This is a genomic window from Pseudobdellovibrio sp. HCB154 (assembly GCF_046267985.1).
Classification (GTDB): domain Bacteria; phylum Bdellovibrionota; class Bdellovibrionia; order Bdellovibrionales; family Bdellovibrionaceae; genus Pseudobdellovibrio.
This window is the reverse complement of record NZ_CP176530.1, coordinates 2,414,453-2,439,222: the sequence shown is the minus strand read 5'-3', so window position 1 is coordinate 2,439,222 and position 24,770 is coordinate 2,414,453. Positions and strand designations below refer to the sequence as shown.

Sequence of the window (24,770 nt, the reverse complement as noted above, 5' to 3'; positions counted from 1 at the left end):
GGGGTGTCACAAGCTTGCATTCGCAACCTTGCGCCCACCTCCGAACTCGTTTTAAGAGTATTTTATTTATTTTTTATACTAAATGAACGAGTTAACCGACTCACACTCGTAAGTAAGCCTGACGGCAGGAGGTCGTCAGGAAGGCTGCCCAAGGAAGGGTAGCTAGCGCAGCGGCCAATTATAAACTAAGCTTCGCACTCTCCATAATCAAAGTTCTCGTTGGGAAGGCGAAATCTAGTTTTGAAGCTTGGGATAGTTTTACGATGTCTAATAAATATTTTTGTAAAATCAACGCTTCTGATTCATCTGGCTGCACCACAAAGTGAAAATTTACTAAAATATTTTGTGAGCTGTCGGCTAATTCGTGGAATTGTACGGCTACGCGGTCTTGTTGCACTCTTGGATCTTGTTTTAGGTGGTAGCGTAGTTGTTCACTGAATTGGTCGATCTGTTCTGGGGTTGCGCTGTACGTGAAGCCTAAGATGTGGCGGAAGCGGCAAACCCCGCGGCGTTCTGTGATATTGTCTACTTTTTCTTTAGCGACTGTTGAGTTTGGTAAAGTTACTAAAGTGTTTGTTAAAGATCTGATGCGGGTTGAACGAAAACCTACTTCTTCAACGACACCTTCAACATCTTGTATTTTAACGTGATCGCCGACTCTAAATGGTGAATCCAATAAAATAGTCACAGTTCCGAAAAAGTTTGCGACAGTATCTTGGGCTGCGAAAGCTAAAGCGACGCCCCCTAATCCAAGACCGGCTAGGATCGCTGAAACGTTCACTCCGAAGTTTTGTAAGATCACTAAAGAACCGATGATGATCACAAGTGTCTTTAGCATTTTTGTTGCTAGAGGAGCTAATTGGTCACCGATTTGTGTTTGTCTTTTTTTTGCTAAATGATCGATTAATAATCCCGATGCATCAGCAGCGAAGTAAGCTAAACGTACAACGTGTAAACCTAGTGTTACTTTTAGAATGACTAATAAGTATTTTTCAAGGTTCGGTGGAAGCTCTAGATTTTCTACTAAAGCCATTCCCATTAACGCCGCTAAAATCCAGCTTAAACCACGTTCGATATTTTGCTGTAAGAAATAAGAAAAGAATGTGCGTTCTTCAGGTAAATTAATACTTTTTTTAATTTTGTATAAAAGAACGCGCACGAATTTATTCATAAACAGAACAAATAACGTAGCTGCTGCTAAGGCTAACCATTTCCAGTTGGCCATCACAACGATTTGATGATTTAGAATTTCTTGCATTTCAGCCGAGATAAAGCTCGCTGATGTTTGAAAAATATTATCTTCCATAAATAAGCACCAATAATCCTAGAACTATACGATAAAAACCAAACCACTTAAATCCATGGCGCGAAACAAAAGCGATAAAACCTTTAATCGCAAGCCAGGCAAAAATAAAAGATAAAATAATTCCCACAATTAAGTGCGGGGCGTTCGTACTGTCGATAATGTGGCGGATTTTCCAAGCTTTATATAGTGTCGCCGCTGTTAATGTCGGAACTGCTAAGAAAAAAGAAAATTCAGCAGCCGAAGTTTTTTCGTAACGTAAAGTTTGTGCTCCAAGAATCGTGGCGCCTGAGCGGGAAATTCCGGGAATTAAAGCGATACATTGAATTAAGCCAATTTTTACCGAATCAAGAACTGAAATATCGTGTTTGCCTTGGGTCGGTTTAATGTACATGTCAGCAAGTACGAAAACGATACCGCCAATAACCAGCGACCATGCCACAATCACTGTGCTATCAAGCCATTGATCAATCACATCTTTTAATAAAAAGCCGGCAAGCAAAACGGGGAATGAACCAAACGCGATTTTTTTATAAAAGTTAATATCAACTTTTAAAAAACGTTTCCAGTACATCACAACTACGGCCATGATCGCACCGAATTGAATAATAATTTGAAACGCTTTTAGAAAATCATCCGAAGTTAATCCTAAAAAATGTGATGTTAATATAAGGTGACCTGTAGAACTGATCGGTAAAAATTCTGTAAGGCCTTCAACGAGGGCTAGTATGACGACGTGTAGATAAGACATATATATAGAGTGTGTTGCGCGTTACGGGGATACCTCAACCTTGGTCTAGCTGCGTTAGTTTTATTTTTTTTTAAATATTTCTTGTTTTAAGGGTCTAGAGCGATACGATCTTTCAAAGAAAAAACGGTTCCAAGTTGGAACCTTGAGGATTTGCTCAATAATATTTCACCAAGGAGAGGGAAATGAGAACAAAACTATCAGCACTTGTGTTGTTAGCAGCTTCATTAGGTCTTTCGGTTTCAGCAAACGCTGGCGAATACTTAGTAAAGTATAAAAATGAAAAAGCTGTGAACAATATCGTGTTCATGCAAACTGAAGCAAACGGTTTACAAGTTAAATCTATGCACAAACCGGGCAAACTTTTAAAAGTTAGCGTAAACGAATTCCAAAAAGTTCGTGTATTAGCTGAAATCTTAAGAGACAAAAACGTTGAGTACGTTGTGCCTAACTTCAAAATCAAAGCTTTCTCTGCTCCTGCAGATATCACTGGTTTAAAAGAGCAATACGCTTTAGCGAAAGTTAACGCTCCTCAAGCTTGGGCAAAAGCTGGTAACAAAGGTAAAAAATCTGTAACTGTTGCAGTTATCGATACTGGTATCGACTATAACCACAGTGCTTTAGCACCGAACATGGTTAAAGGTTTCGACTTCCGTGATAACGATGCAGATCCAATGGATTTAACTGGCGCGCAAAATCCAGGTCACGGTACTCACTGCGGTGGTATCATCGGTGCTACTGGTTTAGTTGACGGCGGTATCCAAGGTATTTCTCCAGAAGTACAAATGATGCCAATCCGTTTCTTAGGTGCTGACGGTTCTGGTGACTTAGATAACGGTATCAAATCAATCGACTACGCTATCGAAAAAGGCGTTCAAGTTATCTCTGCTTCTTGGGGTGCTGCGGTTCCTAAATCACAAGCTCAACCACTTATCGAAGCTGTTCAACGTGCTGATGCTGCTGGTATCATCTTCGTAGCTGCTGCTGCAAATGATGGTAAAAACAACGATAACGTTGATATGTACCCAACGAACGCTAACACAGCGAACATGATCGCGGTTGCAGCTTCTAACTCAAACGACACTAAACCTTACTGGTCAAACTACGGTAAAGCGATGGTTTCTATCGCCGCTCCTGGTGATGCGATTATGTCTACATTACCTGGTAACAAGTACGGAAACTTATCTGGTACTTCAATGGCAACTCCGCTAGTAGCTGGTTTAGTAGCTTTCTTAAAAGCTCAAGATCCTTCATTAACTGGTGCTGAGATCCGTTCATTAATGCAAGCAACTGGTGCGAAAGTTCAAATCGAAACTGCATGTAACTGCCGTATCGATGCTTTAGCTTCTGTTAACGCATTATTAGACAAACAATCTTGGATGGTTCCTGCAGCTACAACTTTAGCGGTTGATGCTACTCAACAATTCACAGTGAAAAACGCCCAAGGCGCAGTGAAATTTGAATCTTCTGATGCAAATATCGCAACGATCTCTGAGTCAGGTTTATTAACTGCAAAAGCTCAAGGTACAGTAACTGTTAAAGGGACTGATGCTTCTGGTAACGTTGTTTCATCTTTAGATATCAATGTTGGTAAAGCTCAATCTTCTGATCCAGGTAACCCTGGCGATGGCGAATGTCCACTTGGCGATCCAATGATGTGTCAAATCATGTGCGGTATCATGCCTGAATTACCGTTCTGCCAATAGTCTTGAGTTAACACAAAAGACTTAGTCTTAGCGAAAAGCCGGTTGTACAACCGGCTTTTTTATTTTTTGGCATTTGCATTTTTATGCATTTGCATGAGTATGCAAATCTTTGCATACGAGTCGCGATCTTAATTAAATCTTAAAAAATCTGTAGTGCATTCGCTCTAACTTTATTATCCTGATCTTGTTTACGTTAATAAACGAAAACATCAGGGGAAAATTAAAATGAAGAATCATATTGCAAGGATTGCTGTCCTAGCTTTTGTCTTTGTGCACTTTGGCTGTGCGGATAATTCAAGTTCGCAACAACCAGTCGACGATATTCCAACATATTCTGACTTAAGTGAATTGACCGACGAAAATTATATTTCTGTCGAGCAAATCGAGCAGATGCAAAACTCTGACGATGCAACTATGGATATCGAAGATCAAATTGAACTGATGAGTAAGAAAGATAAAATTCTTATCGTCGGCGATAGTTGGGCTTCGTTTCCGTGTGTTTATAACAGCATGGGTAAGATGATTCGCGATGTGGATGCAAACCTTGTTGAAGACAATCGTTGTTTGCGTACGACAAAACTTGGCGTAGCTGGTTTTGAGTGGATTGGTTCAAAGCAAGATCTTCGCGTTATTAAATTTTTAAAAGAAACTCCTCGCTTAAAATATATTTATCTTTCAATGGGCGGAAACGACATGATGGCAGTGTGGAATAAAGATTCTACACCTGAACAAGAGCTGGAGATTTATAAATCAACAGCGGCTACTGTTAAAAAAATCATGGATCGTTATTTAGAAATTCGTCCGGATTTAAAAATTATTTTAACAGGTTATGATTTTCCGAACTTTACACCGAATCACAAAATCGGGTTATACAGAAAAATTTTTGAAAGAATGAGAAGTCCAACACCTGAAAGGCTAAATCCGGCGTTAGCAGGGCTTTGTAAGTACTTATCTCGTTTAGCTGACGGAAAAAATATTTTCTACATTCAGCATTTAGGGCTTTCGCAATATTATGATGGAAATCCAGAGAAGGGGTTAGCACCTCTGAAAACTCTGGCGCCAGATCAAATTTCGCCGATGAGTGACCCGACAATCATCGGGGGTGATATCAGACTTCCGAGTAGTAAAAAGAGCATGATCAACTGGTTATTTCTGATTCGCGATGCTTTTCATCTAAACACAAGAATGTATAAAAAAGTTATGCACCACACGTATTACAATCTGTTGTCACACGTGATTGCGGCAGATGATAAAACTCTGTCAAAGAATTACCAAAATTAAACGAAAGGCCAGCTGCGAAGCTGGTCTTTTTGTTTTTAAGTCAAACAAGCTGTCAGCAAAAAAACACTGTCTAATTTTGAGAATTTCCCTCTAAAAACCTTTAGAAAACGATAATTTACGCCGATAAGTATGACGTGAATCACTCACGTTGGCGGAACACAGTAGCACTAGTTTTTATTTTTGCATTTATTTTAGTAAATGCGATGCCTGCTGTTGCAGGTCCCTCACGCACAACCTATCAAGCTAAAATCGTAAAACCAGATGGGTATCCACTTGAAGCGGCTAACGTAAATTTTAAATTTACCATTCTTGATCCGGCGGGCAGTTGTATTCTTTATTCTGAAACTTATTCGTCAGTGAACATGTCTGCCACTGGTGGTTTGATTTCGTTTGCTCTTGGATCAGGTGTAAAAACTTATCCCGCTTCAGCGACAACGTTTGAACAAGTTTTTTCAAACATTACTCCAAGCTTAACGTGTGATGCGGGTGGGCCTGGTAACTATGTTCCAGGAGCTAATGATAATCGTAAGATCGTGATGCAATTTCATGATGGTAACGGTTGGCAGACTTTACCTGCGATGAGCATCAACGCTGTTCCTTACGCGATGTATGCAAACGATACGCAAAAATTAGATGGCAAAGCCGCTTCTGATTTCGTGCAAATTTCAACACTAGCTAATTGCGGAGCAAGTGAAGCGTTAAGATACAACGGTGCTACTTTTTCTTGTGTGGCCGTTGATACAGGTGCAGGTGTTACTTCAGGTTCAGTCACGACAGCTTTAGGTTATACACCGGCTGACGGCGCAAGTGTAACAGCGCTTTCTTCGTCGTTAGCGACAACGAATTCAAATGTGTCTGCGGTTTCTTCAAGCGTTAGCGTTGTAGCTTCGGATGTATTTGCTGTTTCGTCGACAGTATCTTCGCTTTCAACAACAGTTTCAAATTTAACTTCGACAGTTTCTGGAATTTCAAACACAGTTTCAGGATTATCTGCTTCGATGGCGGCCCTTGTTTCTTCGCAGTGGGAAAGTAACGGCAGCAAAATTTATTACAATTCCGGTTTTGTGGGTATCGGTACAAGTAATCCAATGTCGGCGTTAGAACTAGTAAGTTCGACAGCTTCAATGCATATCAACTTACAAGGTGCAGACAACTCCGGAGCCTCTGTTCGTTATTTTTCTAAACGTGGAAGCCCAGGCGAAACTTTAGGAAGTTCGAATCCAAGCGCTGATAATAAAGGTTGGTCGGTAGGTTCAATTGGTGATCAAAACGCAGCGACAACACGCAGAAATAATTTTGAAGCTTCATACTGGAATGGGACTGCCTGGAGTGTTCCGTTTGTAATAACTGCCTCTGGATCAGTGGGTATTGGCAGCGTAATTCCGGCAACAAAATTAGATGTGTCAGGTGCTATCCGCATCGGTATGGATACAACAGGATGTGCTTCAGGTCTTGCGGGGGCATTACGTTATAATTCGGGAACTGTTGAATATTGTAATGGAACTTCATGGATGCCATTTGGTGTAGCGGGCGCCGGTATTACGAATATCAATGGTTCTACTTCAGGTGCGCAAACATTTGCTGCAGGAACGACAGGAACAGCTTTTAACATTTCTACAGCGGATGGTATTCACACATTTAATATTCCTTTAGCGGCTTCAGGTTCTGTAACTGCGGGTTTAGTGTCAAATGCAGATTACTTAATTTTCTCAAACAAATTAAATTCAACATCGGCGGCTGTAGCTTCTGCTTTAGGTTATACTCCAGCAAATAGTGCAACCGTTTTAACAACATCGACAAATTTTGCAGGTGATGTTTCGGGAGTATACAATTCCCTGGTGTTAGCGAATTCTGGCGTAACAGCTGGAAGTTATACAAAAGTTACGGTGGATGCAAAAGGCCGTGTAACAAGCGGAAGTGCATTATCATCTTCTGATGTGGTTTCGGCTTTAGGTTATACGCCGGCAGATAATGCAGCTTCTGGAACTTATCTTGTTAAAGCTAATAATTTATCAGATTTAACTTCAGCAACAGTGGCTCGCAATAACTTAGGTTTAGGTTCTTTAGCGACACTTAACTTTTTAGATTTAGGTTCTTCATTTGCCTCAGGAACTATAGCGGCGGCGAGACTTCCGGCTTTTTCTGGTGATGCAACATCGCCACTTGGATCTTCAGTATTAACGTTGGCTTCAGTAGGCGTTGGAGTAACAAGTGGCACGCAATATACAAAAGTAACGGTTGATGGCAAAGGCCGGGTCGTCAGTGGTGCTCAGCTTTCTGTGACGGATGTTACAACAGCTTTAGGTTATACTCCGGCAAGTGCTTCAGCTTCTACGCAATGGACAACATCAGGTTCAGCGATTTTCTACAACATCGGCAATGTGGGTGTTGGTACTTCAGTGCCGGTTACAAAATTAGATGTAGCAGGCGGATTAAAAATCAGTATGGAAGCCGCAACCTGTGCTGCCAGTTATGCAGGTACATTACGTTATAATTCAGGCAATGTAGAATACTGTAACGGTTCAACGTGGATAGCTTTCGGTGCTGCAACGGTTGGTGTAAATTCGTTGAATGGTTCAGCTTCGCAAACACAAACTTTTGCAAACGGTGTTACTGGCAATGCGCCAGCATTTGTAACAGCGAATGGTGTGCATACATTAAATATTCCGTTAGCATCGGCGACAGGCTCGGTAACAGCAGGTCTTATTTCGAATGCAGACTATTTAACTTTCTTAAACAAATTAAATGCCACATCAGCAGCGGTGATTGCCGCTTTAGGTTATACACCGGCAAATAATGCAGCCTCTGGAACTTATCTCGTAAAAGCGAATAACTTATCTGATTTAACATCGAGCGCGACAGCGCGTACGAATTTAGGATTAGGTGCGTTTGCAACAGCCAATACAGTGGATTTAGGAAGTGCTAGTGCAACAGGTATTATCGCTGATGCCAGATTAGCAAATCAAACTGGTGTAACATCTGGCACACAATACACGAAAGTGACAGTAGATGGTAAAGGCCGTGTGGTGAGTGGTGCGCAGTTATCATCTTCTGATGTAACAGCGGCTTTAGGTTTTACTCCGGCGCAATCAAGCTCTTCAACACAGTGGTTAAATAATGGTTCGTCTATTTATTATAATTTAGGAAATGTCGGTGTTGGAACAAATGCTCCTACGGCGCGTTTAACTCTGGCTAGTTCTGCAGCGGCAGCAACTGTGTTAAGAATCAATGCCTCGACAGGCTCTAGCCGTATGCTTGCAAATGAAAGTGCGGGCAACAGAATGTATGTGCAGTTAGATGATGAGACGGGTGCGACGAAAACTTTAATTCATAGCAACGGCGATTCTTATTTTAATGCGGGCAGTGTTGGTGTAGGCACATCTGCACCAACCGCGTTATTGCATGTGGCAAGATCTACCGGAACAACAATAAACCAAACTTCTTCGAATACGGCAAATGCCGGTCTTTTAATTGAAGGTGGTGCAAGTGGTGTTCTTGCCTTTGACGCCAATGAAATTCAGCAGTTCGGTGATACTTTATTCTTACGTGGTGAAAATGGAATTAACTTTTCTGCGGGTGATGGTGCTGACGGTGATAGTACTACACCGATGGTGATTACAAGAACCAGCCGTGTGGGATTTGGTACGACGACTCCGGCAGTGCCAAATCACTTTTATAGATCTACAACTTTGGGTTCGGTCGGATCATTGAATTTAAACAACTCTGTTGTGCGTATTCAAGAAGCGACAAGTACAACGTTAAATATGGATGGTAATACAATTGCCGCCGAAGATGATCTTTTCATTGGTACAAAAGGCATGGGTTCGTTCCAACTTTTTAGTAGTGATACTGTTAGAGTGGCGATCAGTAATACGGGTAACGTGGGTATTGGTGTAAATGCGCCAACGGCTAAATTACAAATTGTTTCAGGTACAACAACTATCGCACCATTAAAATTTACATCAGGTGCTTTAACGACCGCAGCGCAAGCCGGTGCCGTTGAATACGATGGTTTTAATTTATATTTTACTGACGGAACAAACACACGTCGTGCTTTAGCAACGGGTACATCTTCTGGCTCTATCGACAACGCGTCAACGATCAACTCGACAGGAAACATCACCATGGTTCCTGGGGCCGGATCAGTAATTGTTTCATCAACAACGGCTTCAACAAATTCAAGCACGGGAGCTTTAATCGTTAAAGGCGGAATGGGTGTGGCTGGTAACATCTATTCATCAGGTACAATCATAACTTCATCCGACATTCAAGGTTCAGATATTACAGCGACATCATCAATGATTACACCTTACGTTTACGGTTCAACCGCCCCAGGTGGGTCGTTACGTTTAGAATCAACAACTCACGCTACAAAAGGTAATGTGCTTCTGGCTTCTGGTGGTGGTAATGTGGGTGTTGGTACATCGACACCAGCCTTTACATTAGATGTCAGTGGAACAACAAACGTTGTGAGTTTTGTGAATGATGTTACAGTGATATCATCAACAGCTTTTAAGATGAATTACCGCGCCCATGATGGTGGTTCTGATTTTGGTGGCATCGGTTTATTAAATTCAGGAGTGAACAGATCAGATACCGCTGTTTTTTACGGTGATGATTTCAATGAGAATTTACGCTTTGTTCACGTGCGTTCAGCTTCACCAAATTATAACTTAATCGAATACATGCGTTTAACCGGCGACGGTAAATTAGGTTTAGGCACAAATTCACCAAGTTATTTAATGGATCTTTATGCTTCTGCAAGCCCAACATTACGTATTCGCAGTGCTTCAAATGATCCTGCAAGTGGCCCGACAATTCGTTTAACCGAAGATCTGGCTGAAAACGGTGGTTTTGTTCGTTATCATTCATTGAATAATTCGTTAGATTTAGGTGTGATTGAATCATCTGAAACTACAGTTTTATCAATGAACCGTACAACTGGTAAAGTGACGATGAATGCCGTTTCTGGAAGCGGGCTATTGGTTGATTTAGATGCCAGAACGACGGGTGACTCTGAATTACTTTTACAGGCAGATAGCGATGATAACGGTGAAAATGATAATCCATTTGTTCATTTCAAACAGGATAATAATCAGATTCACGGTTATTTAGGTTTAGTGGGTAATGCTGGTGATGGCTTTAATTTTAACATCACTGATTCGGCAGCTAACGCGATGGTGTTGAATTCAACATCAGCGCAGTTACAACTGGCCACTTCAAATACAGTCAGAATGACAATCTCACAGGCTGGTTACACGGGTGTTGGTGTGAGCTCTCCAACAGCGCGTTTACACGTCATGGCTGGATCAACGGGAGCTGCGCCATTAAAAATGACGGCGGGAACATTATTAACAACACCACAAGCTGGTGCAGTTGAATATGATGGAACTGATTTCTATGTCACTGATGGCGCTGGTGCGCGCAGAACAATTGCAACAGCTACCACAGCAGGAACATTAGATAACGTAACAGTTGTTTCTTCGACGTCAGGCATTGCTCTATGGCCGGCAGCTGGTAATAGCGTAACGGTCTCAGCAACAACGGCTTCAACAAATTCAAGCACGGGAGCTTTAATTGTTAAAGGTGGAATGGGTGTCGCCGGCAATTTATATTCATCAGGTACAATTATTACGTCATCAAATATTCAAGGTGCAGAAGTCACGGCAACTTCGGCTACTATCACGCCGTATGTTTATGGCTCCACAGCCTCAGGCGGTTCATTACGTTTGGAAGCAACAACGCATGCATCTAAAGGCAATGTTTTATTAGCAGCGGGCGGTGGTAATGTCGGTATCGGTCATACGGCGCCGACATCGATTTTAGATATTCGTAAAATAGACCCGGTTGTAAAAATTAAAAATACGGGTGGCGATATCGGTGGTATGTTCTTAATGAACTCGGCCAATACCGGATGGTTAGGATTATTTAATCCAAGCACATCATCAGCTTTCGGCGTAGTAGCAAGTTCAACATCGAGAGCTTTTATCGCTTGGGATTCTTCGGGAAAAGTAGGAACAGTGACAGACTCTTTTACAACAACTCCGGGTGCTCCAGCGTACCGAGTTGTACTAGATGATGGTAACGGTCAGATGGGTATTGGTACAACAACGCCAACTTATACACTTGATGTGATTAGCTCTGGAACAAACGTCGCACGTTTTACCGGTAACCAGGTGGTTGTGAATGCGACTTCCGGTAATCCAAATTTTTCTCTGCATGAAGCTGGAACTTTAAAGTGGGCACTCGGCGAAGTTTCGACAGACGATAGATTTAGAATAACAAATGCGTCTGGCACAGAAAAATTTACGATGCTTCAATCGGGTAACGTCGGTATCGGAACAACTAATCCAGAGGCGGATTTGCATGTTATGGGTACAGCTAGAATTGGTGCCGATGCAACTAGTTATATGAACTTCGATGTAGGTCAGGATATCACGGCACTAAATCCAGGTACTACAACAACTGTCGGAAGTGTTATTGAAGGTGGGATTTCACGATCTTTGATTTTAGATTTAAAAAATAATAATGTCGATGATGCTTTTGCGATTCGGTATTCTTCAGCTAACAACAATGTGGTCGATGCCATTGGGTTTGTGATGCGCGGTAATGGTACTATCGGTATCGGCACAACCACACCAAGTACAAATTTGGATATCGTCGAATCACAAAATGGTGACACGACGGTTAACGTGAGAAACAATAATACTGGAACAAGTGCGCGCAGTGGGTTTACATTAACAAACTCAGGCACAACTTATGGCTCTGATTCTGCCGGATTATTTTTATCAGGCACGGGCCATTCGGGTGGCGAAAAAGTTTCGTTGTTTAGTAACTCTGCCATAGCCAGCGGTGTAGAGATTGTGGCTAACGCGTCAACTGCCGCTATTATGTTATCAACTCAAGGGTTAGAACGAATGAGAGTTACTAACACGGGCAATATCGGTATTGGCACAATAACTCCGACGGGTAAATTAGGAATTGTCAGTGGCGGGCAGGTTATGAATTTTGCGACTGGAGGAAACACTTCAGGGTACACATTAAATGTTGGTTTAAATGATGATGGTATTAATTTTGAGACTCCTTCGACTGTCAGAGGCTATAATTTTAAAAATGGAAACGGAATTCTAGCGACTATTACAGCAACGGGTAGCTTCGGTATTGGTACCACAACGCCTGCAGCTCAGCTCGACGTTCAGGCTGAAACTTTAGGATCAACTTTAAATAACGTTATCGAAATGCAAAGATGGGCTGGAAGTCTTGGTGGTAACGGAAGTAAACTTGATGTCAGACATATTAGAACCGCAGCCGGATCTACTTGGAACGATGCCGGTACACGTATTCAACAAAAAATCGATGCGACGTGGATGGGGTACATGCAGTTCAATGGCAGTGGCAATGATGGTGGTATTCTTTTTGGTACGGGTCAAACGACCACGGCCCCAGGTAATGTGACTGAGCGTATGCGTATTACGCAGGCTGGTAACATCGGTATCAATACAGCTTCTCCGGCCTATCCGTTAGATGTTAACGGCGTGGTCAATATTGCTGCGGCATCAAGCTTACGTTTCGGCGGCACGATCGTCTGTACAAGCACAGGTTGTACAGCGTCTTCAGATAGACGTTTAAAAGAACATATTCAGCCGCTGGATTTTTCGTTAGAAAAATTATTATCTTTAAATGCAGTTCAGTACGATTGGAAAGATAAAGAAAAATTCGGCAAGCAACATGAGATTGGTTTTATCGCCCAAGATTTAGAAAAAGTTTATCCGGAAGTTGTACGCACTGATAAAGATTCAGGATTTAAATCAGTATCCTATGATAAGTTAGTGGCCCCGATCATTGAAGCCTTAAAAGTTTTCAACGCCCGTATTATGAAACTTTTTGATCGTACAGAACAAAACGCACGTGAGATTGCCTCGGTAAAACAAGAAAATGCAGAGCTTAAAGCACGTGTTGAAAAAACAGAAAAAGAAAATGCAGAGCTGAAGAAGCGTTTAGACCGTATCGAAAAAGCTTTGACAAATTCGAACACGAAATAACACAGTCCCTTTTTCTGTCAAAAAAAAATCAAAAATTTAAAAGTCATAAAATAGCGAGTCTCTTCCTGATGCGTGAGATTTCAAGTCGCGTATAATGCTATCTTTTGTTTTTTAATTAAAATTTGTTTAAACCTTTCGTCGAGTGCTGACGATCAGCTTTCTATGTTTAAAAAGACGAGTGGTCGTTCGCAAAATATTATTCTCACCATTTGTTTTGCAGCGCTTTATTGTCTTGTTAAGAAGCTGTAAATTCAAGACGCAACTCTGGTCGCGTTTTATTTACTGTCAGTGAAATTGATATTAATTTTGAAAGCGGTTCGTTAGTATTTCATCTAAAGGACGTGTAGAGAAATGTTAAATTTTTTACTGATCATTCCAGTTTTATTTTTAACGGCGTGTTCTGGACCTGGCGCAGAAACAGGCTTTGCTCCCGGTATGGTCGCAACACCTATTACACTTCCTACGACAGCTTCTACGAATCATATTAAGTACGGCGAGGTTTTTCATACTTCGAATGGATGGATAGTGTCTAATGACAACACCGATCCTGTACAAGAAAAGACTTTATCCAACGGGTGGACCGTAGAAGTTAAATATGAATAGAAACAAAAAAAGTTAAGTTCCTGTAAATTTGTTGTCTTTTTTTGTTAAAAAATTCAAGTCGCAAATAGCGACATTGAAACTTACCATGTGTACCTTGCGTAAAAACAGTGTGTAGTTTGCTTCATATCTTGTTTTATGACCTTAACTTTAATCGAGATATGACGATCAGACTTTAGATTTGATGTCAGTTAAATTGTTATTAATTAGAGGCGATTCGAGTTATGTTGAAGTTGATGTTGCTAGTGCCATTTTTATTCATAGTCGCTTGCAGCGGTCCCGGTGCAGATTCAGGTTTTGCACCAGGTGAAGCCCTGCAGCCATCTGTCACACCGGTGACAGATGCGGCGGATTATAGTGTAAAGCACGGTGAGATTGTAACGACTGCCAACGGGTGGCAAGTAACTCACGACAACACTGACCCGGTAGAGCAAAAGACTTTATTAAGCGGATGGACGGTTGGAGTAAAATATGAATAAATTTATAATATTTTTCACAGTAGTCTTGATGGCATCTCTAGCGCATGCGGTAGAGATGGGTGTTCCTGTTCAGCTTAAATTTAAAAACCCATCAGGAGTTTACCCTGACGATTCGAGTGCTAATTTTACGGTGCAAATTCTGTCGGCCAGTAACGGCTGCGTTTTATACGCCGAAGATTTTAATACCCAAACCGTGGTAAGTGGTTCGATTTCTTTAGCTTTAGGTACCGGTGTGCGTGGCACTTGGGATCCTAACTTTTCTTTAAAGGCAGCGTATGATAATTCGTCTGCAAAAAATAATTTAACGTGTGTTGATAACAACAACAACCAGGTCAGTAGCGGGCAAACATATAACCCGGCAGCCACAGATACACGTGTATTACGTATTCGCGCTACAGTTTCTGGCGATAATATGGTTATTGATTATATCCAAAGAGCAACACCTTATGCGATTCATGCTGAATCAGTCGGTGGTAAAGTCGCTTCAGATATTTTAGTGCAAAACGGAGCTACATCGTTAAACCAATCAAACTTAGAAACTTTACTTTCAAATGCAACGCGCTTTAATAAATTACAAAATTTAGCCGTGAACGGTATTGCTGACAGCGCCGCATCGGCAACGACCGCAGTTACGGCCACTAACTTTTCTGGAAATTTAGCCGGTGATATCACAGGAACTCAGTCAGCCGCCGTGGTTGAAAAAATTCGCGGTGTAACGGTGGCTGCTACAACGCCGACATCGGGACAAGTGCTGGCTTACAATGGTTCGCAATATGTACCCATGACGTTTGCAGCAAGTGCACCAGTGGCCAGCGTGAATGGCCAAACAGGTGCAGTGGTTTTAACAGCTTCAAATATTTCAGGTGTAGTGACAAGTGCTACAGCTTTGACTGGCGATGTGACGGGAAATATTTCAGCCACAGTGGTGTCATCAGTCGGCGGTAAAACGGCAGCGGCCGTAGCTTCAGCGGTTACAGATATTAACGCAGCGACAAGTCTTCCAACAGCAAGCACTCTGGCTCGTCGTGATGGTAGCGGAAATTTAATCGCAGCTTCAGTTTTAGCAACGAATTCTTCAGTACAAAATGTTTATCTTTATGAAGGTACAAACACGAACAGCGTTCGTCTTAAAGCACCAAACTCATTTGCAGATTATATTTTGGTGTTACCAACAACTGATGGTAACAGTGGTGAAGTGTTGCAAACAGATGGCAGTGGTAATTTAAGTTGGACGTTGCCATCGGCTGGCGGCGTAACAAGCGCAGCAATTACAGCGGCGTTAGGTTATAGTCCGGCCGATAATGCCGTTGTCGCTAAAGGAAATAATAATTTAAGTGATTTAGCTTCTGCCACAGTGGCACGCGCTAATTTAGGATTAGGTTCAGCAGCTACGTTAAGTATTGGAACCAGTGCAGGCACAGTCGCTGCCGGTAATGATTCACGTATTACAGGAGCCTTACAACAATCTAGTTTTAATACTTACGTGGCTTCGGCAAATTGTACAGCTGGCCAATCGATGTATTGGAATAGTGTGAGTTCAACTTTCTTATGTCAAAATATCACAGTGGCCGGAGACGTTACAGGAAGCGTTTCTAATTCGACAGTTGTTAAAATTCAGGGCGTAGGCGTAAGTTTTACCTCTTTAGCCAATAATCATATCTTGCAGTACAACGGTGCAAATATGGTGAACCGTTTAATTCCGACATGTTCTGCAGGCCAATATTTAACATTTAATGGCACCGCATGGTCTTGTGCGACTGATGCGGGATTCGGCGGTGGTATTTCTTCAGTTACAGTGTCGAGCCCTTTACAATCAACTGGTGGATTATCTCCAAACTTATCTATCACGCAGGCAACGGCTTCAGTGAGTGGGTATTTAACTGGAACTGACTGGACGACATTCAATAATAAAATGGCAGCGACAAGCGCCGCTGTGATTTCGGCTTTAGGTTATACTCCGGCTAATAGTGCAACAGTTTCTCTTAAAGCGAATAACTTATCTGATTTAACTAATATAGCTACGGCGCGCACGAATTTAGGTTTAGGCGGGTTTGCTACGGTTTCGAGTTTGGATTTAGGTTCTGCAAGTGCTACCGGAACTTTAGCCACAGCCCGGTTGCCGGCATTAAGTGGTGATGTGACATCAACAGCCGGAAGTAATTCATTAACGGTTACGAAAATTCAGGGTGTGGCGGTCAGTGCAACAGCTCCAACGGCAGGACAAGTGCTTGAGTACGATGGTTCTAGCTGGGTGCCAGCAACCGGTTTACCGCAGTATGGCCGGGTAACAGCCAATCAATCTCTGACAAATACTCTTACCGATTTAACTAACTTAACTTTTAATGCAACGGCAGGAAACACTTATAAATTTAAATTCAGTGTGATTTTTAGCGTGGCTGCGACTAACAAAACTGTGCGCTTTCAATTGAACTCACCGACGGCGACAGTCCTTGCGGCGCAAGTTCAAATACCGTATTCGACCTCAGCGATCACAAGTTCAATTGTCACAGCACCAAATACTCCAGTAGCTGCAGCGGCTAATAACGCCAGCAGCGGGCAGGTGTTGATCGCTTTGGTTGAGGGAATCATTGTTCCATCAGCGAGCGGAGCTGTGAAGTTGCAATCAAGTTTAACTGCTGGTGGTGCAACTTTAACAATCTATGCAGGTTCAACGCTTGAGTGGACACAAGTGCCATAAAAATAATTTTTTCTTTTCACAGCATTTCACTTTTTTGTAAATGAAAGTGTCTTAACAAGAGTTGCAGCAAAAACGCTGCGACTCTCATGTAACGTAATTATTTCAGTGTCCTTTTGACCTCATTAAATTTGGCAAAGCGATTGCTTTAGCGTTCTTCGTCGCTGACGTTTCACGGCTAGGTAGCCAAAGCGTCACACAAAATAACACTAACAATCGCTACGGCGATTACAAATGGGGGAATTTCATGAACGCATTAAAATCATTGCTAGTTTTATCGGCAATCGTATTAGCATCGGCTTCTGCTGAGGCATCAAGAATCACTTTAGGTGAACCAGCTTACGGTGGTAACGGTTGTCCAGCTGGATCAGCTTCAGTTACTACAACTGGTGATGGAACAACAATGTCAGTATTATTCGACAGCTTTGCAGCTGAAGCGGGTAACACTACAGGTCGCCGTGTAGACCGTAAATCTTGTAACTTACGCGTTCCAGTACGTGTTCCAAACGGATACTCTGTAGCGTTAATCGGTGTTGATTACCGTGGTTTCAATGCGATCCCAGGCGCTGGCGCATACAATGATTTCCGTGCTGAGTACTTCTACGCTGGTTCTCGTGGTCCAGTTTTCCAAAAACGTTTCGTTGGTCCACAAGCTGACTCTTTCCAAATCAGAAATAACTTAATCGCATCTAACTTAATCTGGTCTGCATGTTCTAAAGAAGTGATCTTCTCGATCAACGCTTCTGCGACATCTATGTCAAATTCACGTATGGAACAAACTATGATGATCGTTGACTCTATCGACATCAGCGCTGGTATGTTATACCACTTCCAATTACGTCGTTGTAACTAATTTGCGGGGGCGCCTAGCCTACCAAGCAAGTTCGTTAAAAACGGTAAAGTTTGTGTAAGAAGAAAACCCACATTGAAAAATGTGGGTTTTTTATTTTGGTAATTTTCGTATTATTGTTTCATTCTCATCCAGAACATTTCGCCGATCATATACACGATCATTGAAACGGTAAGGCCTATGCCTTTGAGAACGGCCCATGCTTCGGTTGACCAGTAAAAGGCGGCATAGGTAGCGATGACCGCGTGAACTAGAAAAAACAGTGCCATTCTTAGCGTAATACCACTGAGGCTATCTTTCATAATTTGCGGAATTTCTGGATTTTGTTTTTCGACCATGATTTTTAAGAATGGCTTTTTTAAGGCCCATGATCCCAGTAGAAAAACAAACATGCCAAATTCCATAATGGCTGGTTGCAGTTTGAACCAGATACCGTCGTTAAAAAAGAGTGAAATCAAACCAAGTCCTAAAAGGAGCCCATTTCCGATCCACGTGATCTGGCTGACTTTTTTATAGCGCGCAAGTTCGTAGATAATTTCACCGACTCCGAAAGTAAGACCGGCGATCAAACCTGCTTGCGGCCCGTATTTTTCTTCGATAACGGTGAAAGCTATGACCGGAAGTAAACCACCGAAAAAAAGTGATAGGGCTTGCGCTTTGGGATTTGGGCGCGGTGGCGGGTTAGATGCCGAAGTCACAAGCCGTGCCCGCACGCGGTTTAATTAACATATCACCGTCAACAACAACTTCGCCTTTAAGAAGTGTCATCACCGGCCAACCTTTAAAACTTTGTCCTTCAAACGGAGACCATCCGGTTTTAGAAGCTAACCATTTTTTTTCGACAGTTTTTTCTTTTTTCATATCGATAATTGTAAAGTCAGCATCATAACCCACTTGAATACGGCCTTTGTTTTTTAAGTTAAAAACTTTGCGCGGGTTTTCTGTTACAAGTTCAACAAAACGTTTTAATGGTAATTTGTTTTTATTCACTTGATCTAACATCAGTGGAACTAGTGTTTGTACGCCCGGAACTCCAGACGGGGAATTCGGATATGTTTTAGCTTTTTCTTCTAAGGTGTGTGGTGCGTGATCTGAACCAATCACATCCACGGTGCCATCAAGAACCGCTTTCCATAAAAATTCCATATGGCGTTTATCACGAATCGGTGGGTTTTGTTGCCACAGTGACCCTAGGCGTTCGTAACATTCAGGCGCAGATAAAGTTAAATACTGCGGTAAGATTTCAACTGTTACAAAAGATTTACCAAACGCGCGTAATTGTTGTTCTTTGGCGTTTCGTAAGAAAGCCATTTCTTCGCTCGAAGAAATGTGAAGAATATGAATGTGGCGTTGGTGCTTTTCAGAAAGGTGCACTGATTTTTTTGTGGCAATCAAGGCGCTTTCTTCGTCGCGCCAGATATGGTGAACTTTGGCATCGGCAGCATCAATGGCGATTTGTTTGCGCTCTTTTAGGCGCGCTTCATCTTCAGCATGAATCACTAAACGTCTGCGGCCATTTTTCATAATCTTTTCTAACAGCTCATCCTGATCAACTAAGAGTGTACCAAAAGAACTGCCTAAGAAAATTTTAATACCTGAACAGTGCGGAAGTTTTTCTAATTCAGCTAACTGATCAAAGTTTTCAGAGCCACCACCGATAAAAAAGGCGTAATTTGCCGATGATTTTTCAGAAGCGATTTTTAATTTATCTTCAAATAGCGCTTTTGTTGTTGTCGGAGGGTTGGTGTTCGGCATTTCAAAGTAAGTCGTTACTCCACCTAAGATTGCGGCACGTGAACCTGATTCGATATCTTCTTTATGGGTCAAGCCGGGTTCGCGAAAATGCACTTGTGAATCAATCACTCCAGGAAGAACTGTTAGGTGAGTGGCATCAATCACTTGGGCTGCATCGGCTGCGCTGAGAGTTCCTAGTTTTTCGATTTTTCCATTTAGAACTGCGATATCTGTTTTTTCCTGGACCATTTGGTTCTGAGATTCAGAGAATGTAACAATATCTGCGTTTTTGATAATGAGGTCGAAAGTGGCCACTTGATTTCCTTTGTATAAGTCGAGTCTAGCTGGACCAGTGTCGTATTGCAAAGAGATACACCTTACTTGATGATATAAATATGGCCATTTTCTTAGATTGGTTTGCATCGCATAATACACTGGTAATTCAGTCACTCGCAGCTATCGTTGCGTTGCTTATCGTCGTTCTTATTTTTCGCTTATTATTTGCCAATCAGCAGGCTGCAACCGCTGGTATAACTAAAGATGTGACTTTTGCGCAGCTTGAAGAAAAGTTAAATAAACTTTTAGAACAGCAATCGCAAATGAAAGTCTCTGTTAACGCCGTTACTGAAGGTACAGGCGTTGATGACTTGCTGAGTGCTGCTGATATGGCGGCTTTATCGGGCGATCCAGAAGCCGCAGCGGCCGCCGCCGCAGCAGCAGGAACAGCTGGAGCAGAACAAGTAGCTGAATTAAGTCGTTTACGCGCTGAAATTTCAACTTTAAAAGATTCATTAAAACGTAAAGAAGTAGAAATCACTTCAGCTAAAGAGCAAGCTGCTCAATCAGTTAACACAGCTCAACAAGATGCAAAGTTATCTGACTTAAGCGGTAAGATTACCGATTACGAAAAAGAAATTGAAGCTCTTAAAAATCGTTTATCAGATTATGAAATTATAGCTGAAGATATCGCAGATCTTCAGGCCTATAAAAAAGAAAATGCTGATCTTAAAAATCAATTGGCAAATCAACAGTCTGCAGCTCCAGTAGCAGCGGCTCCGGCCCCGTCTCCTGAACCAGTTGCAGCGCCAACGCCAGTTGAAGCAGCTGCTGAACCAAATTTAGAAGCTGTACCAGATCCAGAACCTGAGGTTGAAGAACCAAAAGCTGAAGTTGTTGCTGACGAGATGGATGCTTTAACAAATGAAGATGTTTCTGAAGCGCCGATCGTTCCAGATGATATCTTAACAGCTGCTAACGATGTCTTAAGTGATATTCCATCAGCTGAAGCTCAAGTTGAAGAGATGCCAGAAGTGACAGGCCCAGAAGAGCTAGATAACGAAGAAACTCGTGAAGTTTCTAAAGATGTAAAAAAAGAAGATAAAAGTTTATTAGACGAATTTGAAAAACATTTCGCAAAGGATGAGGATTAGTATGAAAGCATTAAGTCTTTTAGTGTTTCTTTTTTCTGTGAATGTTTGGTCTTATGTGCAAAGCGAAAACGATCATAGCTTTACAACTCAGATAGCGCGCGCAAAAAATCAATCATTACCTATGGCCCAACGTTGGGATGCCTTAATTAAATCGGCTGAAGACGCTGACGGTACGCAAATCAAGCAAGTCTTAGAATTTGCAAAAAGCAAAGACTGGTACATGCGTAACGCCTTGTTAGTGGCTTTAGATAAAGTGGGAACAGATTTAGTTTATGATAAAGCTAAAGTGTTAGTTTCAGATAAAGCTTTAGTGGTTCGCTCGGCAGCGGTTGATATTTTAACTCGCTTAGAAAGCCAGGAAGTTCGTGAGCTATTAGCGAAAGAGTTAAACCGCAATTATAACTTTGTTGGTAAAAAAAGCTTATGGATTCGTGCCCAGATCATGAAGAACTTAGTTAAAAAGCCATACCAATCTGAAAGAGAATACTTCTCGAAGTTATTATTTGATAACGATCCAGAAATTTCTGCGATGAGTATGCAGGCGTTAGAGAAAATTTCTCAAGTGCACTTCGAAGGCGAAAACGCTTTAGGCTCTTGGAAAAAATTCGTCAAAGAGCAAAAGTGGTTCTAAGAGTTTAAATAAAGTTAAAAATAAAAAAAGCAGCTTAAAAGGCTGCTTTTTTATTTTTTGAATTTAACTCAAATATAACCGTAGTAAAAAAGGCCTGGCACCTAGTTCGGATTTTCAGAGGCTTTTCTTAGCGCTTTAGCGATAATTAATTCACGCTCAATACGGTAGAAAATCGTTTTCTCTTCAAAACCGTCACTGTTAACGGTTTTAACTTCCGAAATAAAGTCTTTAAAAACTTCAATTTTCTTTTCAATCGTGACACGCACGTTTTCTTGAGCTTCGCTCTTTTTGCCGCGGGCAAAACTAATTACGATTTTATATCGTGAACTCGGGTACTGGGGGCGGGTACGAAACGGCGGAAGCCAGCCATCCACAGCTTTGATGTAATCTGTTTCAATCACACCGAAGTCTTGGTTTTCAGCAGCGATCGTGTATTTGATCACTGAGTGGGCTGCCTTCCAAACTTCGTCGTAAGGGGCATAGAAAATTCTTTGTTGTGAAGAGCGTTCGATAATCGCTTCAGGAGTTTCAGGTTGTAAAACTTGTGATCCGCAACCTGAAACTAATAAACCGGTAATAATAAGAATGGGTATCTTCATAGGTAAAATTATAGACTATCTTTTTATAGTTCGGCAGCACCTTTAGTTACGTGCGTGGCTGCTTTCACTAAATCATCACCAAGGTCTGTTTGTTTTGATGTTTGGCTACCGATTAGATTTACTTCAAATTTACGTTTTACCGCAGCGCTATCAGCTTCTTCAAGAGGCCATGCCGGTAAAGTAATTTCTGCTGGCCAAGATGTTCCTAAAACTTCCCATTTGCGATCAAGCATTTCAACTTGAAATGTGCCATCTTGAACAACGTTCACATTTGAAATTGCCACCGTCACAGCTAATTCGTTAATAGCTTGAGCATCAATTGTTTTATTTGAAGCTTGCGGCACTATGATTTTATAAGAGCCACCAGATTGGCTGACTGTTGGGCCTGATGGTAATAACGGAAGTAAGCTTGATTGCATTCCCGCTTTAAACGGAACCATTGAAGCACTTGAACGGTTAGCCACATCTTGAGTTGCTGAATCGAAGTCAGTCGCTTTTTTAAGTAAGTTGACAATGTAAACTGGTTTGCCAGCGATTGTTTTTAAGCTAGCGCCTTCGTTTGAATTTAAACGTTTAACATCCGACGGTACAAAGCGTCCGCCAGATAAGTCGTTCATTGTCATCGCCATCACGACTTCGTCAGCTTGGATTGCGGCCCCTTTAATTGCGGCTGCGGGACCATCAAATTTAATTTCCATACCTGGAATATTTAATGACGTCGAAGGACCTGTTACAGTTGTTTCGCGAAGACCACCGTTAGTGAACTGAAAGTAATTTAAAATTTCATAGAATTTTTTGTCAGCTTGTAACTGATCAACAGTTTCTTTAAACGGAAAACGTCCTGTTAAAGCATAAAAAGTTTTAGGACCATAATTTAAAGCATAAGCGCGGTAGTCAGGTTTTGATAACGTCACAGAAACTAAAAAGTTATATTTTTCTTTTTGTGTCGGTAAAGAAACGTTACTTGGAAGTTCTGCTGTTTTTCCAAAGATCACATCAACCACATCTGTAAATGGGCTGATCACAGAATCTAAATCAAAGTTCATCAGATCACCTTTAGCAATTGTAGGAATCACTAAAGAAAAATCCATCATCTTATCGCCATCTTTAACTGGTAGACCACTGACTTGGCCTTTTACCATCGGACGAGACGTCATATAAGCTGTGCTTAACTTCATTTGAATCGTGCCAGGTTTTTGATTTAATAAAGTTTGGCGAATATAACCTTGAGCACTCACAGTCACATGAGCTACATCAGTCCATTCACCAATTGCAACCATTCCGTTTTTATCAGTGATTTTTAAATTACCACGAAACGGGTCGTTAATAGCTGAACCAATTAATACCTGCGCATTGGCAATCGGTTGGTTCGCTTGATTAAATACCTGAACAGTTGGTGTAGCTTGTGGAGTAATTAAATCAAAACGGCGTGAAATTTTAAAATCAGCCACACGGTTCAGTGATTGTGAAACTTGGTTATGGTCTTCGGCGCATCCCGCGAACGAAAAACCAACAAGAGAAGAAAGTAGAGCAGTAACAAGTAATCCGTGTTTCATAAAAACCTTTCTTAGTTTGTTTAAACAACTCCTTTATTGCAGCTAATTGCTGGGCTTTGGTCAATAAAAAGCAACCTCGGCAAGACGCGAAACACATCTTGCCGAGGCAATTATGGACTCAAATAAATGTATTAGATATTAACGTGCGACATATTCGGAATAAACAGTCATACGTGGTGCACGTGAGGCACTTAATAGACGGTCAATTGTCGTTTGCTCGCGGCGCGCGATATGGCGATTTAAGCTTGCTTGGTAAATGACTAATTGGTCTCCAATACGCTCTACGATCGCGATATGGCCCGGTTTGGGCGCTTGGCGCTCCCATTGTAGAATAAACGGCGTACGTGAAGGGTAAGACCATAAGTGACGTTTTAAACGTAAACGCTCAGCTTGCAGATTCGTTGTTACGAACTTTTCATCTTTATATGATGAAAAGTGCTTTTTTGCATAAATATCAAAGTCATTCGCTAAAAAGCCATCATCGCTATAACCCGTTAATTCTAAAACACGTGAAACGTAGAAGTTGCAAGGCGTACCGATTTTTTTAGCTTCATTTTGCACAACCCAATAAGCCACTTTAATAAAACGTGAAGCCTCGCCCACAGAAGTAGGTTTTGTTACTGAAGGTTCAGATTTAGCTTTCGGTTCTTCAGTTTTTGGTTGTTCTTTAGCCGGACGCTCAGGTGTTCTTGGTTTTTGTTGAACCACTGGCTCAGTTTTTTTCGGTTGTTCTTTCACGGGCTCTGCCGCAGGTGGAGCCGGTGGAATTAGATTAGTATCATCATCGGGCGAGGCTTGTTGATCTAAATCAACAACGATAGGTTCTTCCTGTTCCATCATATCTGGAATTGGATCTTCCGGATTTTCCATGCGCATTGGCGCCTGATCGATATTTTTGCCATTTACATCGTAGAAAGATTTACGGTTTTCACAGCCGAAAACTAGGGTTGCCGCTAACACATGGATTGTCAGGTATACGACGATTGATAATTTTGATTTTTGTTTAATTCCCCACATAGTATGCCCCCGCATATGGGAGCAAATTACTACAAGTTGAGATTGTTCACAGAGGTAAAATGAAGCTTAAGTAAAACATTCTGAACTGTAACTAATTTT

16 protein-coding genes are annotated in these 24,770 nt (G+C 41.6%); 9 read left to right on the top strand and 7 right to left on the bottom strand.

Annotation, left to right across the window (positions count from 1 at the left end; all coding sequences use genetic code 11):
• Positions 1-178: 178 nt before the first annotated feature.
• Together ACKWCF_RS11705 and uppP are read right to left on the bottom strand one after the other, a co-directional pair.
• Positions 179-1,306 (bottom strand): mechanosensitive ion channel family protein, encoded by a 1,128-nt coding sequence (locus tag ACKWCF_RS11705; RefSeq protein WP_409477776.1) that lies wholly within the window; start codon positions 1,304-1,306, stop codon positions 179-181.
• Positions 1,296-2,054, bottom strand: a complete 759-nt coding sequence (gene uppP / locus ACKWCF_RS11700; protein WP_409477775.1) for an undecaprenyl-diphosphatase UppP — start codon at positions 2,052-2,054, stop codon at positions 1,296-1,298. The genes ACKWCF_RS11705 and uppP overlap by 11 nt, the downstream gene beginning before the upstream one ends.
• A 182-nt stretch (positions 2,055-2,236) precedes the next feature.
• Here uppP and ACKWCF_RS11695 point away from each other — a divergent pair, with 182 nt between their 5' ends.
• From ACKWCF_RS11695 to ACKWCF_RS11665, 7 genes are all read left to right on the top strand, one after another.
• Complete coding sequence (locus ACKWCF_RS11695; RefSeq protein WP_409477774.1) at positions 2,237-3,757, top strand: S8 family serine peptidase; 1,521 nt, start codon at positions 2,237-2,239, stop codon at positions 3,755-3,757.
• 225 nt (positions 3,758-3,982) lie between these two features.
• Complete coding sequence (locus tag ACKWCF_RS11690; RefSeq protein ID WP_409477773.1) at positions 3,983-5,038, top strand: hypothetical protein; 1,056 nt, start codon at positions 3,983-3,985, stop codon at positions 5,036-5,038.
• A gap of 134 nt (positions 5,039-5,172) precedes the next feature.
• Positions 5,173-13,080, top strand: a complete 7,908-nt coding sequence (locus tag ACKWCF_RS11685; protein WP_409477772.1) for a tail fiber domain-containing protein — start codon at positions 5,173-5,175, stop codon at positions 13,078-13,080.
• Between the two features lie 351 nt (positions 13,081-13,431).
• Positions 13,432-13,683 carry a hypothetical protein gene (locus ACKWCF_RS11680; protein ID WP_409477771.1) on the top strand — a complete coding sequence of 84 codons (252 nt, stop codon included), beginning with the start codon at positions 13,432-13,434 and terminating at the stop codon, positions 13,681-13,683.
• Between the two features lie 233 nt (positions 13,684-13,916).
• Complete coding sequence (locus ACKWCF_RS11675) at positions 13,917-14,159, top strand: hypothetical protein (protein WP_409477770.1); 243 nt, start codon at positions 13,917-13,919, stop codon at positions 14,157-14,159.
• The gene (locus ACKWCF_RS11670; protein ID WP_409477769.1) at positions 14,152-16,857 is read left to right on the top strand and encodes a beta strand repeat-containing protein; all 2,706 of its coding nucleotides are present in this window, start codon (positions 14,152-14,154) and stop codon (positions 16,855-16,857) included. The genes ACKWCF_RS11675 and ACKWCF_RS11670 overlap by 8 nt, the downstream gene beginning before the upstream one ends.
• 244 nt (positions 16,858-17,101) lie before the next feature.
• On the top strand, positions 17,102-17,707 hold the full coding sequence (locus tag ACKWCF_RS11665) for a DUF4360 domain-containing protein (RefSeq protein WP_409477768.1): 606 nt from the start codon (positions 17,102-17,104) through the stop codon (positions 17,705-17,707).
• A 110-nt stretch (positions 17,708-17,817) separates the two neighbouring features.
• Here the strand turns inward: ACKWCF_RS11665 and ACKWCF_RS11660 are convergent, their stop codons facing one another.
• A complete protein-coding gene (locus ACKWCF_RS11660) occupies positions 17,818-18,402 on the bottom strand; it encodes an inner membrane-spanning protein YciB (RefSeq protein WP_409477767.1) in 585 nt (194 codons plus the stop codon).
• Positions 18,386-19,753: a dihydroorotase gene (locus ACKWCF_RS11655; RefSeq protein WP_409477766.1), complete on the bottom strand. Its 1,368-nt coding sequence runs from the start codon at positions 19,751-19,753 to the stop codon at positions 18,386-18,388. Before ACKWCF_RS11655 ends, ACKWCF_RS11660 begins: the two co-directional genes overlap by 17 nt.
• 80 nt (positions 19,754-19,833) lie before the next feature.
• Between ACKWCF_RS11655 and ACKWCF_RS11650 the strand changes: the two genes are divergently transcribed.
• Together ACKWCF_RS11650 and ACKWCF_RS11645 are read left to right on the top strand one after the other, a co-directional pair.
• The gene (locus tag ACKWCF_RS11650) at positions 19,834-20,868 is read left to right on the top strand and encodes a hypothetical protein (RefSeq protein ID WP_409477765.1); all 1,035 of its coding nucleotides are present in this window, start codon (positions 19,834-19,836) and stop codon (positions 20,866-20,868) included.
• Position 20,869: 1 nt separating this feature from the next.
• Positions 20,870-21,499, top strand: a complete 630-nt coding sequence (locus ACKWCF_RS11645) for a HEAT repeat domain-containing protein (protein ID WP_409477764.1) — start codon at positions 20,870-20,872, stop codon at positions 21,497-21,499.
• Between the two features lie 101 nt (positions 21,500-21,600).
• Here the strand turns inward: ACKWCF_RS11645 and ACKWCF_RS11640 are convergent, their stop codons facing one another.
• From ACKWCF_RS11640 to ACKWCF_RS11630, 3 genes are all read right to left on the bottom strand, one after another.
• On the bottom strand, positions 21,601-22,098 hold the full coding sequence (locus ACKWCF_RS11640; protein ID WP_409477763.1) for a hypothetical protein: 498 nt from the start codon (positions 22,096-22,098) through the stop codon (positions 21,601-21,603).
• 23 nt (positions 22,099-22,121) lie between these two features.
• On the bottom strand, positions 22,122-23,654 hold the full coding sequence (locus tag ACKWCF_RS11635; protein WP_409477762.1) for a hypothetical protein: 1,533 nt from the start codon (positions 23,652-23,654) through the stop codon (positions 22,122-22,124).
• Between the two features lie 138 nt (positions 23,655-23,792).
• Positions 23,793-24,671 carry a hypothetical protein gene (locus ACKWCF_RS11630; protein WP_409477761.1) on the bottom strand — a complete coding sequence of 293 codons (879 nt, stop codon included), beginning with the start codon at positions 24,669-24,671 and terminating at the stop codon, positions 23,793-23,795.
• Between the last annotated feature and the right edge of the window lie 99 nt (positions 24,672-24,770).

Bases quoted from the DNA above. Each gene is read 5' to 3' on its own strand.
- ACKWCF_RS11635 (WP_409477762.1), bottom strand. From the start codon at position 23,654: ATGAAACACGGATTACTTGTTACTGCTCTACTTTCTTCTCTTGTTGGT.
- ACKWCF_RS11645 (WP_409477764.1), top strand. From the start codon at position 20,870: ATGAAAGCATTAAGTCTTTTAGTGTTTCTTTTTTCTGTGAATGTTTGG.
- ACKWCF_RS11680 (WP_409477771.1), top strand. From the start codon at position 13,432: ATGTTAAATTTTTTACTGATCATTCCAGTTTTATTTTTAACGGCGTGT.
- ACKWCF_RS11630 (WP_409477761.1), bottom strand. From the start codon at position 24,671: ATGTGGGGAATTAAACAAAAATCAAAATTATCAATCGTCGTATACCTG.
- ACKWCF_RS11695 (WP_409477774.1), top strand. From the start codon at position 2,237: ATGAGAACAAAACTATCAGCACTTGTGTTGTTAGCAGCTTCATTAGGT.
- ACKWCF_RS11675 (WP_409477770.1), top strand. From the start codon at position 13,917: ATGTTGCTAGTGCCATTTTTATTCATAGTCGCTTGCAGCGGTCCCGGT.
- uppP (WP_409477775.1), bottom strand. From the start codon at position 2,054: ATGTCTTATCTACACGTCGTCATACTAGCCCTCGTTGAAGGCCTTACA.
- ACKWCF_RS11670 (WP_409477769.1), top strand. From the start codon at position 14,152: ATGAATAAATTTATAATATTTTTCACAGTAGTCTTGATGGCATCTCTA.
- ACKWCF_RS11665 (WP_409477768.1), top strand. From the start codon at position 17,102: ATGAACGCATTAAAATCATTGCTAGTTTTATCGGCAATCGTATTAGCA.
- ACKWCF_RS11690 (WP_409477773.1), top strand. From the start codon at position 3,983: ATGAAGAATCATATTGCAAGGATTGCTGTCCTAGCTTTTGTCTTTGTG.
- ACKWCF_RS11705 (WP_409477776.1), bottom strand. From the start codon at position 1,306: ATGGAAGATAATATTTTTCAAACATCAGCGAGCTTTATCTCGGCTGAA.
- ACKWCF_RS11640 (WP_409477763.1), bottom strand. From the start codon at position 22,098: ATGAAGATACCCATTCTTATTATTACCGGTTTATTAGTTTCAGGTTGC.
- ACKWCF_RS11650 (WP_409477765.1), top strand. From the start codon at position 19,834: ATGGCCATTTTCTTAGATTGGTTTGCATCGCATAATACACTGGTAATT.